12 protein-coding genes are annotated in these 12,292 nt (G+C 53.7%); 6 read left to right on the forward strand and 6 right to left on the reverse strand.

Annotated features, from left to right (window positions below):
* Nucleotides 1-142 precede the first annotated feature (142 nt).
* The 5 genes from fdnG (at nt 143) to AC4ICF_RS23000 (ending at nt 6,902) form a co-directional block, all read left to right on the forward strand.
* A complete protein-coding gene (gene fdnG, locus AC4ICF_RS22980) occupies nt 143-3,193 on the forward strand; it encodes a formate dehydrogenase-N subunit alpha (protein ID WP_316380697.1) in 3,051 nt (1,016 codons plus the stop codon).
* Nucleotides 3,194-3,205: 12 nt separating this feature from the next.
* Nucleotides 3,206-4,108, forward strand: a complete 903-nt coding sequence (fdxH, locus tag AC4ICF_RS22985; RefSeq protein ID WP_003861960.1) for a formate dehydrogenase subunit beta — start codon at nt 3,206-3,208, stop codon at nt 4,106-4,108.
* A complete protein-coding gene (gene fdoI / locus AC4ICF_RS22990) occupies nt 4,105-4,740 on the forward strand; it encodes a formate dehydrogenase cytochrome b556 subunit (RefSeq protein ID WP_008501832.1) in 636 nt (211 codons plus the stop codon). Before fdxH ends, fdoI begins: the two co-directional genes overlap by 4 nt.
* On the forward strand, nt 4,737-5,666 hold the full coding sequence (gene fdhE, locus AC4ICF_RS22995; protein ID WP_116343748.1) for a formate dehydrogenase accessory protein FdhE: 930 nt from the start codon (nt 4,737-4,739) through the stop codon (nt 5,664-5,666). The genes fdoI and fdhE overlap by 4 nt, the downstream gene beginning before the upstream one ends.
* Before the next feature lie 315 nt (nt 5,667-5,981).
* Entirely contained in the window at nt 5,982-6,902 is a 921-nt protein-coding gene (locus AC4ICF_RS23000) for an alpha/beta hydrolase (RefSeq protein ID WP_316380696.1), read from the forward strand.
* An 8-nt stretch (nt 6,903-6,910) separates the two neighbouring features.
* On the opposite strand, the gene fabY is transcribed toward AC4ICF_RS23000, so the two are convergent.
* The 6 genes from fabY to AC4ICF_RS23030 form a co-directional block, all read right to left on the reverse strand.
* The gene (gene fabY / locus AC4ICF_RS23005; protein ID WP_162875000.1) at nt 6,911-7,852 is read right to left on the reverse strand and encodes a fatty acid biosynthesis protein FabY; all 942 of its coding nucleotides are present in this window, start codon (nt 7,850-7,852) and stop codon (nt 6,911-6,913) included.
* A 44-nt stretch (nt 7,853-7,896) separates the two neighbouring features.
* Nucleotides 7,897-8,334, reverse strand: coding sequence for a D-aminoacyl-tRNA deacylase (dtd, locus tag AC4ICF_RS23010; RefSeq protein WP_008501836.1), 438 nt, complete (start codon nt 8,332-8,334; stop codon nt 7,897-7,899).
* Nucleotides 8,331-9,212 (reverse strand): virulence factor BrkB family protein, encoded by an 882-nt coding sequence (locus AC4ICF_RS23015; protein WP_045260235.1) that lies wholly within the window; start codon nt 9,210-9,212, stop codon nt 8,331-8,333. The genes dtd and AC4ICF_RS23015 overlap by 4 nt, the downstream gene beginning before the upstream one ends.
* Nucleotides 9,206-9,805, reverse strand: a complete 600-nt coding sequence (gene yihX / locus AC4ICF_RS23020; RefSeq protein ID WP_116343744.1) for a glucose-1-phosphatase — start codon at nt 9,803-9,805, stop codon at nt 9,206-9,208. Before yihX ends, AC4ICF_RS23015 begins: the two co-directional genes overlap by 7 nt.
* An 88-nt stretch (nt 9,806-9,893) precedes the next feature.
* Complete coding sequence (locus tag AC4ICF_RS23025; protein WP_116343743.1) at nt 9,894-10,364, reverse strand: hypothetical protein; 471 nt, start codon at nt 10,362-10,364, stop codon at nt 9,894-9,896.
* Nucleotides 10,361-11,104, reverse strand: a complete 744-nt coding sequence (locus AC4ICF_RS23030) for a winged helix-turn-helix domain-containing protein (RefSeq protein WP_316380695.1) — start codon at nt 11,102-11,104, stop codon at nt 10,361-10,363. Before AC4ICF_RS23030 ends, AC4ICF_RS23025 begins: the two co-directional genes overlap by 4 nt.
* Before the next feature lie 547 nt (nt 11,105-11,651).
* Between AC4ICF_RS23030 and AC4ICF_RS23035 the strand changes: the two genes are divergently transcribed.
* Nucleotides 11,652-12,269 carry a helix-turn-helix transcriptional regulator gene (locus AC4ICF_RS23035; RefSeq protein WP_316380694.1) on the forward strand — a complete coding sequence of 206 codons (618 nt, stop codon included), beginning with the start codon at nt 11,652-11,654 and terminating at the stop codon, nt 12,267-12,269.
* The last annotated feature ends 23 nt before the right edge of the window (nt 12,270-12,292 follow it).

Raw genomic sequence — 12,292 nt, forward strand, 5'->3', positions numbered from 1 at the left:
AACAGGTATACCGACATTGTGGTATTCTGATGATATCCCTCGGAGAAATGAGGGATTAACGCAAATTTTTCTCCTTTGCGGTCAATTCTCAACCGCGAAGTTAAAACTACATATATAAGCAATGTCGAACAAGGAGTGACCCATGCAGGTCAGCAGAAGGCAGTTCTTTAAGATCTGCGCTGGCGGTATGGCAGGCACCACGGCAGCGGCACTGGGCTTTGCGCCTGGCGTAGCGCTGGCGGAAACGCGGCAGTACAAACTGCTGCGCACCCGCGAAACCCGTAACACCTGTACGTACTGCTCCGTCGGCTGTGGGCTGTTGATGTATAGCCTCGGCGACGGTGCTAAAAACGCCAAAGCGTCTATTTTCCATATCGAAGGCGACCCGGATCATCCGGTCAACCGCGGCGCATTGTGCCCGAAAGGGGCCGGTCTGGTGGACTTTATCCACTCCGAAAGCCGCCTGAAATTCCCGGAATACCGCGCGCCTGGTTCCGACAAATGGCAGCAAATCAGCTGGGAAGAGGCGTTCGACCGCATCGCAAAACATATCAAAGAAGACCGCGATGCCAACTTTATTGAGAAGAACGCCGACGGCGTCACGGTTAACCGCTGGCTCTCCACCGGGATGCTGTGTGCTTCTGCCTCCAGTAACGAAACCGGTTATTTAACCCAGAAATTTACGCGCGCACTCGGTATGCTCGCGGTCGACAACCAGGCGCGTGTCTGACACGGACCAACGGTAGCAAGTCTTGCTCCAACATTTGGTCGCGGTGCGATGACCAACCACTGGGTCGACATCAAGAACGCCAACCTCATTGTGGTGATGGGCGGTAACGCCGCTGAAGCGCACCCTGTTGGGTTCCGCTGGGCGATGGAAGCCAAAATCCACAACGGTGCGAAACTGATTGTGATCGATCCCCGCTTTACGCGTACTGCGTCAGTGGCGGATTTCTACACCCCTATTCGTTCAGGTACTGACATCACTTTCCTGTCAGGCGTATTGCTGTACCTGATGACCAACGAAAAATATAACCGCGAATACACCGAAGCCTATACCAACGCCAGCCTGATCGTACGTGAGGATTACCACTTCGAAGATGGCCTGTTCAGCGGTTACGACGCCGAAAAACGCAAATACGACAAAACCAGCTGGAACTACGAGCTGGATGAGAAAGGCTTTGCGAAGCGCGACACCACCCTGCAACACCCGCGCTGCGTGTGGAACCTGCTGAAAGAGCACGTTTCCCGCTATACGCCGGAAGTTGTTGAAAACATCTGCGGTACGCCGAAGGCGGACTTCCTGAAGGTGTGTGAACTGATCGCCGAAACCAGCGCGAAGGACAAAACCGCGTCGTTCCTGTATGCACTCGGCTGGACGCAGCACTCCATCGGCGCGCAGAACATCCGTACCATGGCGATGGTGCAGCTGCTGCTCGGCAACATGGGGATGGCAGGCGGCGGCGTGAACGCCCTGCGCGGCCACTCCAACATTCAGGGTCTGACCGACCTCGGCCTGCTGTCTCAAAGCCTGCCGGGTTACATGAACCTGCCAAGCGAGAAACAGACCGACCTGCAGACCTACCTGACGGCCTGCACGCCAAAACCGCTGCTCGAAGGCCAGGTGAACTACTGGGGCAACTATCCGAAGTTCTTCGTCTCGATGATGAAAGCCTTCTTCGGCGACAAAGCGACGGCGGAAAACAGCTGGGGCTTTGACTGGCTGCCGAAGTGGGACAAAGGCTACGACGTTCTGCAGTATTTCGAGATGATGCACCAGGGCAAAGTGAACGGTTATCTGTGCCAGGGCTTTAACCCGGTTGCCTCGTTCCCGAACAAGAACAAGGTTGTTGAGTCTCTGTCGAAGCTGAAGTTCCTGGTGACGATTGACCCGCTCAATACCGAGACCTCAACCTTCTGGCAGAACCACGGTGAATCGAACGACGTCGATCCGTCGAAGATTCAGACCGAAGTGTTCCGTCTGCCGTCTACCTGCTTCGCGGAAGAGAACGGTTCTATCGTCAACTCCGGACGCTGGCTGCAGTGGCACTGGAAAGGCGCGGACGCCCCGGGCATCGCCATGAACGACGGCGAGATCCTGGCCGGTATTTTCTTACGCCTGCGTAAGATGTATGCGGAAGAAGGCGGCGCGAACCCGGAACCAGTGCTCAACATGACCTGGAACTACTCGACGCCGGAAAACCCTGCGCCGGAAGAAGTGGCGATGGAAAGCAACGGTAAGGCGCTGGCGGACGTTATCGACCCGGCCACCGGTACCGTGCTGGCGAAGAAAGGCGATCAGCTCAGCACCTTCGCGCACCTGCGCGATGACGGCACCACGTCAAGCGGCTGCTGGATCTTCGCCGGTAGCTGGACGCCGAAGGGCAACCAGATGGCCAACCGCGATAACGCCGACCCGTCGGGCCTCGGCAATACGCTAGGCTGGGCATGGGCGTGGCCGCTCAACCGCCGTATCCTCTATAACCGCGCATCCGCTGACCCGCAGGGCAACCCGTGGGATCCGAAGCGTCAGCTTCTGAAGTGGGACGGCGCGAAATGGGGCGGCGTGGATATTCCGGACTACAGCACTGCCGCACCGGGCAGTGACGTTGGGCCGTTTATCATGCAGCCTGAAGGGATGGGACGCCTGTTTGCTATCGATAAGATGGCGGAAGGTCCGTTCCCGGAACACTACGAGCCGTTTGAGACGCCGCTGGGTACCAACCCGCTGCACCCGAACGTGGTCTCTAACCCGGCAGCCCGTATCTTCAAGAGCGATTTTGAAGCGCTGGGTAAAAAGGACAAGTTCCCGTACGTGGGCACTACCTACCGTCTGACCGAGCACTTCCACTACTGGACCAAGCACGCGCTGCTCAACGCCATCGCACAGCCGGAACAGTTTGTGGAGATCGGCGAGAAGCTGGCGAACAAGCTCGGCATCGCCCATGGCGATACCGTTAAGGTCTCCTCTAACCGTGGATATATCAAAGCCAAGGCGGTGGTGACCAAGCGTATTCGCACGCTGAACGTTCACGGTCAGCAGGTGGATACCATCGGCATCCCAATTCACTGGGGCTATGAGGGCGTGGCGAAGAAAGGGTTCATTGCGAACACCCTGACGCCGTTTGTCGGCGATGCGAACACGCAGACGCCGGAGTTTAAGGCCTTCCTCGTGAACGTGGAAAAGGTGTAACGGAGACGACTTATGGCTTATCAATCTCAAGACATTATCCGTCGTTCCGCGACTAACGGTTTCACGCCCGCGCCTCAGGCGCGGGACCACCAGCAGGAAGTGGCGAAGCTTATCGACGTGACCACCTGTATCGGCTGTAAAGCCTGTCAGGTGGCCTGTTCAGAGTGGAACGACATCCGTGACGAAGTGGGTCACAACGTCGGGGTGTACGACAACCCGGCAGACCTGACCGCCAAGTCCTGGACGGTGATGCGTTTCTCTGAAGTGGAGCAGAACGACAAGCTGGAATGGCTTATCCGCAAAGACGGCTGTATGCACTGTGCGGATCCGGGCTGCCTGAAGGCATGTCCGTCAGAAGGAGCTATCATTCAGTATGCCAACGGCATCGTCGACTTCCAGTCCGAACAGTGCATAGGCTGCGGCTACTGCATCGCCGGCTGTCCGTTCGACGTGCCGCGCATGAACCCGGAAGACAACCGCGTCTACAAATGTACGCTGTGCGTTGATCGCGTTAACGTGGGCCAGGAGCCTGCATGCGTGAAGACCTGCCCAACCGGCGCTATCCACTTTGGCTCCAAAGAGGATATGAAAACGCTGGCGGCAGAGCGCGTGGGCGAGCTGAAAACACGTGGTTACGATAACGCGGGCCTGTACGATCCGGCCGGGGTTGGCGGTACGCACGTCATGTACGTACTGCACCACGCCGACAAGCCGAACCTGTATCACGGCCTGCCGGAGAACCCGGAAATCAGCGCCACCGTGAAGTTCTGGAAAGGCATCTGGAAACCGCTGGCAGCGGTCGGTTTTGCTGCCACCTTCGCAGCGAGCATCTTCCACTACGTCGGCGTTGGTCCGAACCGCGCGGAAGAGGAAGACGACAACCTGCATGAAGAGAAAGACGAGGTGCGCAAATGAGAAAACGTGACACCATCGTGCGCTACACCGCACCAGAACGCATCAACCACTGGGTCACCGCCTTCTGCTTCATGCTGGCGGCGATAAGCGGGCTGGGGTTCTTCTTCCCGTCCTTCAACTGGCTGATGCAGATCATGGGGACACCACAGCTGGCGCGTATTCTGCACCCGTTTGTGGGCGTCATCATGTTCGCGTCGTTTATCATCATGTTTTTCCGCTACTGGCACCATAACCTAATCAATCGGGATGATATCTTTTGGGCGAAGAATATTCGTAAGATCGTCGTCAACGAGGAAGTAGGTGATACCGGGCGTTATAACTTCGGCCAGAAATGCGTATTCTGGGCGGCGATTATCTTCCTGGTCCTGTTGCTGGTGAGCGGCGTGATCATCTGGCGTCCGTACTTTGCGCCTGCTTTCTCAATCCCGGTGATCCGATTCGCGCTGATGCTGCATTCATTTGCCGCAGTGGCGTTAATTGTGGTTATCATGGTGCATATTTACGCCGCCCTCTGGGTGAAAGGCACCATTACCGCGATGGTGGAAGGATGGGTAACCAGCACGTGGGCGAAGAAACATCACCCGCGCTGGTACCGAGAGGTCCGCCAGAAACAGGAAAAGTCATCTGAATGAGTATTCGCATAATCCCGCAAGATGAGCTGGGGTCGAGCGAGAAACGCACGGCGGAGTATATTCCGCCGTTGTTATTCCCCAGACTCAAGAACCTCTACAACCGCCGCGCAGAGCGTCTGCGCGAGCTGGCAGAGAACAACCCGCTGGGCGATTTTCTGCGTTTTGCCGCGCTGGTCGCCCACGCGCAGGAAGTGGTGCTATACGACCACCCGCTGCAAATGGATCTGACCGCGCGCATCAAAGAAGCCAACGCGCAGGGCAAGCCGCCGCTGGACATTCACGTCCTGCCGCGCGACAAGCACTGGCATAAACTGCTGCATTCGCTGATTGCCGAGCTGAAGCCGGAGATGAGCGGCACGGCGCTGGCGGTCATTGAGAATCTGGAAAAAGCCTCTGACCTGGAACTGGAAGAGATGGCGAGCGCGCTGTTTGCCTCCGACTTCTCGCTGGTCAGCAGCGATAAAGCACCGTTTATCTGGGCTGCGCTGTCGCTCTACTGGGCGCAAATGGCGAGCCTGATCCCGGGCAAAGCTCGCGCCGAATACGGCGAGGCACGCCAGTTCTGCCCGGTCTGCGGCTCCATGCCGGTATCAAGCATGGTGCAAATCGGCACCACTCAGGGGCTGCGCTACCTGCACTGCAACCTGTGTGAAACCGAGTGGCACGTGGTGCGCATCAAGTGCAGCAACTGCGAGCAGACCCGCGATCTGAACTACTGGTCGCTGGAAAATGAAGAAGCGGCAGTGAAAGCGGAAAGCTGCGGCGACTGCGGGACCTACCTGAAGATTCTGTATCAGGAAAAAGACCCGAAAGTCGAAGCGGTGGCCGACGATCTCGCCTCGCTGATTCTGGACGCGAAAATGGAGCAGGAGGGCTTTGCCCGCAGCTCGATTAACCCGTTCCTGTTCCCGGGTGAAGGGGAGTAATCTCCTGTGACAGTGCCGGGCGGCGCGCGCTTGCCCGGCCTACAACTCGACAGCAATACCAGCCATCTTATATGCCAGATGTTCTTCAGCCCGTAGTCCTGGATCCGTCTAAAGACGCGTTATCGCTTTAGCATCGCTTCCACGACAAATCTCAGGCAACATCCGCACTTTATGTCTGTGACGAAGGCAGATAATAAAAAAGCTCTCGCCTTTGCGAGCCTCTTTCCAGATTTTTATCCTCGACAATTTTCTTATTTTCTTTTGAATCAAACCAGGTTATAAAACTGTATATCCATACAGTTAAAGGGAATTCTCATGGCACTGGAACAGGGTATTGCACAGCTGGTTCAGGGATTTATCGCTGCAGGTCGGCCCTCGTCGCGTCGCCAGAGCATTGAGGTGCGACGAGCAGGCTATATTGCCAGTACGGGGCTTGCCGGGGAGACCGAAACGCGCGTTCAGGTTGAAACGCTTGTTCTTGAAGGTCTTACCATTCGGGTATTTTCACCTCTTAATGCGCCTGAAATATTGCCTGCTGCCATCTACTATCACGGTGGATGCTTTATCAGTGGCGGCTTTGATACCCATGATAACCAGCTCCGCCAGTTAGCCTGCTACGGCAATTGTCGGGTAATTGCAATTCAGTACAGGCTGGCGCCGGAGCATACCTTCCCCGCCGCACATGACGATGCGGAAAGAGGTGCGGATCTGGTCTGGCAGTATGCAGACGAATTAGGCGTAGATAAGAACCGGCTGACCCTCTGTGGAGACAGCGCAGGAGGACATCTGGCGCTGGTAACGGCGCTGCGGCTTAAGGCTAAAGGGCTGTGGCAGCCTGTACAGCTTATTCTTATCTACCCCATGCTCGACGCCACGGCCAGTTTTGAAAGCTATACCCTCAACGGCATGGATTACGTGATCACTCGCGATACCCTGCTGAGCGGCTATGAAATATATCTGGCTGGAGCCGACCGTAAGCATCCTGAGGTTAGCCCGCTGTGGCGGGAAGACTTCAGCGGCCTGCCAGCTGTCCATATCGTTACCGCTGAGTACGATCCGTTATGCGATGAGGGGGAGGCGTTGTTTCAACGCCTCACGGAGCAAGGGGTGGCGTGTACCGCTCAGCGATGGCTGGGGGTCGTCCATGGCTTCTTTCAGCTTGGCGGCATTAGCCAGTCTGCGCGAGACGTTGTGCGGGATATCGCCGGGCGGATTCAGCATGCCCGGGGAGCGTGAACAGGAGATCACTCCTCCTCGTTCCCACCCTCTTCATACGCACCGTACGGCTTCGCAGGGAGAACGATATAGGTGCCTTCAAACACCGCGCCCGGCGTTTCATCGCCGAACAGCTCAACCTGCATCTGCACGCGTGCTTTTCGGCCACGCGCCAGACGGTCAAGATCACCACCCAGCGCGCCAAGGTCCGCCACCGCGCTCGGCTTGCCGCTTATCGGTGCGCTATAGCGAATGTGGGCATCGGCCAGAATAATGGTGCCGCCGAGATGCCGCTCGCGCAGCATTAGCCAGATCAGCCCCCAACCGGTGAGCGTCGCCAGGGAAAACAGACTGCCAGCAAACAGGGTGTGGTGAGGGTTCTGATTGCCGGTTTCCGGCATGGTGGTAATGAATTTTTGCCCGGTGTACTGCTGGATGCGCACGCCCATTTTTTCACTCAGAGGGATGTGTTCATACCAGGCCTGCTGCAGCTGCCCGCACCAGTCCGCGCGATGGAGAATGTCGTCCAGCGTGGCGATGGGTTTGATCATCAAAAAGTGACGAATCGGCGTGGTTTGCGGAGCGGTAATTTCACCCTGGTTAACAAAACCAAGTTTGGCAAAGAACTCTACAGCATCTTCGCGGGCGCTACAGGTGACGCGCTTAACGCCTTCCTGACGGGCGACGGACTCAAGGGTCATCGCCATTAACGTCCCCAGACCTTTGTCCTGTACGGAGGGATGAACCGCCATAAAGCGAATAGACGCTTCGTTATCGGCGTTGATATACAAACGCCCGACGGCAACAAGGTTGCCCTCTTCGTCCATCACCATCTGATGGTGGGCCATCGCGTCCCAGGCATCGCGTTCAGAGCCTTTTGGCTGATGCAGTGGCTTGCGCAGCATTTCCCAGCGGAACTGGTAATAAGCGTCTAACTCTTCTTCCGTTTGCGGTACTCGAAGGTGATACATAGCTGTACTCTCTCTTGTTACCCGCGGCCACGCCGCCAGTTGGCTCATACCTGGAGCCAGAATGTGACGGGGCCATCGTTCACCAGCGAGACCTGCATATCTGCAGCGAATCGTCCGGTTTGCGTATTCATTTCCTGTTGGCGACAACGCTCAACAAAGTACTCGTAAAGTGCTTCTGCACGATCCGGCGCGGCGCCTTTAGAGAAACTCGGGCGCATGCCGCGCTCGGTATCCGCTGCCAGCGTAAACTGGGAAACCACCAGCACGCTCCCGCCCGCCTGCTGGACGTTCAGGTTCATCTTGCCTTCCGCATCGCTGAATATGCGGTAGCCCAGCACGCGCTCGCATAAGCGGTTAGCTTTTTGTTCGTCATCATCCTTTTCGACACCTAACAACACCAAAAGTCCTGGGCCAATTTCACCCGTCACCTCTCCCTCCACGGTGACGCTGGCACGGGTTACGCGCTGTATCAATGCAATCATGGTTGGTCTGCTTCTAATTGTTTTTCAGCTTCTGCTGCTTTTTTAAGTTCGCGGTATACGCCGAGAGTGACAGTTATTTCGGCGCCAAGCAAGACGATACACCAGGTCCAGTAAACCCAGACAAATAAAATGGGGATCACCGCCAGCACGCCGTAAATCAGCTGATAAGAGGGGAACATGGTGATGTAAAGGGCAAACCCTTTTTTACCCAGTTCAAAAAGCACTGCCGCCACCAGCGCCCCAACTACCGCATCTCGGTTAGGCACGCGCGTGGTCGGTACAACGCTATAGAGCAGCCAGAACGAGAGCCATGACAGGATCAGCGGAAAAATACGCAGCACATTATCAATTACGCTGTTTAAATCACTCGCCCAGCGCAAGGAGAGAAGATATGAGCTGATTGCCAGACTCGCCCCGGCCAGCAATGGCCCCAGCGTTAAGATCATCCAGTAAACGGCAAAGGAATAGACCTTAGGACGGATTTTTTTGCTTCGCCAGATGGTGTTAAGCGCGCTGTCGATGGAGTACATCAGCAGCAGCGCGGTAACGATAAGGCCGCACGCCCCCACCGCCGTCATCTTGCTGGAGTTGGCAACAAACTGCTCGATGTAGTTCTGGATAACATCCCCGGTGGCCGGGATGAAGTTCGCGAAGACGAAATGGCGAAGCTGCAGGCTGACGTCCGCAAACATCGGGAAGGCGGAAAAGAGCGCAAAGATAACCGCCACCAGCGGCACTAACGAGAGCAACGACACGTAGGCGAGGTTACCCGCCAGCGTGGTCATGTTGTCCTCATCAATACGGTGCCAGAGCAGCTTCAGCCAGGCCCTCAGTGGGCGAGTATGATGCGTGGCTTTTTGATGAACGGTTTTTAGCATAACTGCTTCGCAAAGTAGTTCGGTATCGTCTCTTTTCCGGTCACCAGAATTGACGTGATACCCAACTGGTTAGCTCCCTCTATATTATCGGCGTTGTCGTCGAAAAAGACCGCATCGGCCGCGGTGAATCCTTCTGCCTGCAGAACAGCCTGATAAATTCGCGCTTCAGGCTTACGCATACCCATCTCTTGCGAAAGATAGATTTTATCTGCCGCCGCCTTAACCTCGGGGTATTCCTCCGGCCAGAAGGTGGTGTGCAGGCGGTTGGTGTTCGACAACACCACCACCCGATGCCCCTGCTCGCGCAGTTTGTGCATAATGTCGATCACCTCAGGCCGGATGGCGACAAATACCGCCTGCCAGCCATGGGAAAACTGTTCATAGCTTAACGAAAGCCCCATCTCCTGGCAGAAGCGTTCAGCAAACGCTTCATCGCCGATCTCGCCGCGCTCATGCTGATGGAAGGTCTCACCCATCGCAAAATTCTGCTTTAACGTCGCCAGCGGAACACGGCTAAAGTCGCTCCAGGCACCCAGCACCCGGTTAAAATCGATATCGACGATTACGTTTCCTAAGTCAAAGATATAAAGCATGTTTATCTCCTGCTCGCCGTGGAGAAGTAACTGTAGCGGGAATCACGAGATTTGACTATGCGTGCCGTCTAAGGTGTGCGATCGATTTTTACGGCGCGTTTTTACGACAGTACAGCGAAGGGACGTTTGACGCGGCAAAAAGCCAGGCTCCGCGATACTCATCAATCATCAGGCTCAGATCTCTTCCCGGCGTGCGATAAAAGCCCGGCAGGGTTGCATTGATATCGGTCTCATCCGCCCTATCAGCAAAGGTTTTAACAATACGATCGTTATTTAATACACGCGCATTCTGATGATAGCTGTAGTGGAAATAGATGGTACGGTTAACTTCAGAAACCGCGTGACCAAACAATTTACCGTTAATGACAGCAGTCCCTTCCCTATGCTGCATTCGCCAGGAAACGGTACCTACAAACCGATTTTTACCGATCGTCCACTCCACATCACCTGTACAGCGTATCGGCTTACTTGAAAAATGCGAATACGCTAACCAGCCGCTGGTAATAGCAGCCCCCAGAAACGCCCCCAGCAAAATAATACGGTTCCCGAGTATCTTCATTGCTCATGCGCCCAAAAATAATGCGTGGTACATAACGCCGTCGCGTCATGTCGCGCATCGTTATTACAGACAAATGCCGCGATTCGCTCCGTTTTACTATAGCCGATGAGAAAAACGTACCGGTTCTCGGCACACAGGGCAGGATAATTCTTTAACAAGCGCAGGTAATGGTCCTGCATAGGTTCATTAGGTGCATAAAAGGGCTGGCAGGGGCCGACCTTGCTGCCCTTTGAGAGCGGAATATAATTACTGAACGGCATCGTCAGGCGGTGTTTATATAACACTACTCCGTTGATAAGTACGATCAGTAAAAGCACAGTGGTGCTAATGATCAACCAGACCGGTCTCTGTATCACGGTGTCAGCGACTGTTTCCTCGTCTTTATTGACTATCACCGCCTCAGTGGTTGGGGTAAATACCTCAACGTGGGTTGTTTTGGAAAGCATCAGCCCACGACGCGAAATCGTTTTAACGGTATCACGCGGTAACCCCACATCAGCCAGCGCATTGCGCAAAGTCAAAATGGCCTGATAAAAGGTATTTGGGGTTGTAACGTCATTACGCTCCCCCCATCCCACCACCATTAACTGATTTTGCGAAATAATTTCTCCGGGGTGGGTAACGAGATAAAGAAAACAGAGATTAGCAGGAAGCTGCAATTGTATCGTGCGCCCGGATATGGGATTCGCCAGGGTTTTGTTTTCCGGATCATACTCGACCAGTTTGTTAATGAGATACAATTTTACTTTCCTCAGCAATAACAATATTTAACCCTAAACACCTAAAACACTTACGAATATTTAACAACAGTATAGGTCACGATGATTAGGGTGCGAGAACACCATACCTAAGATTAAAATCAAACTATTATTTTTCAAACAGTTACATTGATGTTTTCTTAGGTGAGTCTCAGCTAAACCCACATAATGAGATTTCATTACACTTCGCCAGGCCGAATAATTATATTGAGTTCCACATTGAGAAGAGACTGACGTTCAGACAGATCGAGGAGAAGAATCTTTAGCTATTAGTGCTATTCCCTGAATCTTCTTCCAGGCTTTTTTTTGCCGAATAATCTTAAAGGATTGATGAATATTCCTGGATTATGTCTGGCTACTGATGTTATGCCGTTATGGCTACAGCCTGACAAAATAGATACCGCCAGGAATTTATTTTAACTGTCGCTATTTTTTATAAACACGTCAGGATCCCTGGATATGTTTCAAGATTGACACATTTGAAAGGCAGTGAAATATTGACAATGAAAATAAGACAGGAGTGGGCTGGATGATAACGTCGTCGCAAAAGGTTGTCCGCTGCATAAGCTGTGAACTGTCCTGTCAGTTATTCCCGGATAACGCAGTGCGCTCACAATACTGTGGTAACGCTTCGTTTGCAGTTTGGCCGATTGGTAATCATTTCCTGCAGCTTGCAGTAGCAAATAAAATATTGCGGGGAAACAAGAATCACTTATTACGTGGGTTTATTTTTGTAGATTTTTCGATGTACAACCTGCGCGTACTTGCCGATCCGCAATGGATTGAGCATCTGGCGATAACTAACATGCACATCATTCTTATCTCGGACCGCAAGCTGGAGGCATTGGCTAATTACTTATTCGCTCATCATGATGAAATAAAGGGAATTATTTATGCAGATGACAATGACGCTGTATTACAGGAAAAAATTAACCACCTATTTTCCGGCAGACGTGTGAACAGTAGACGAGGAAACACCCTGAATACTGTTGAATTCACTTTGCTTAACAGATTTATGTCAGGAGTATGCCTCCAGGAGATAATAAAAAAAGACAGCATTGATGTGAAAAAAATTTATGTTCATAAAATACGATTAGAGAGGAAGTTAGGAACCAGCATTCATAAAATACTCGTTTCTGTTTTGTAATTTCATCTTCTTAACATACCCAC

This window comes from Enterobacter sp. ECC_219_Taxon_10, assembly GCF_058354905.1.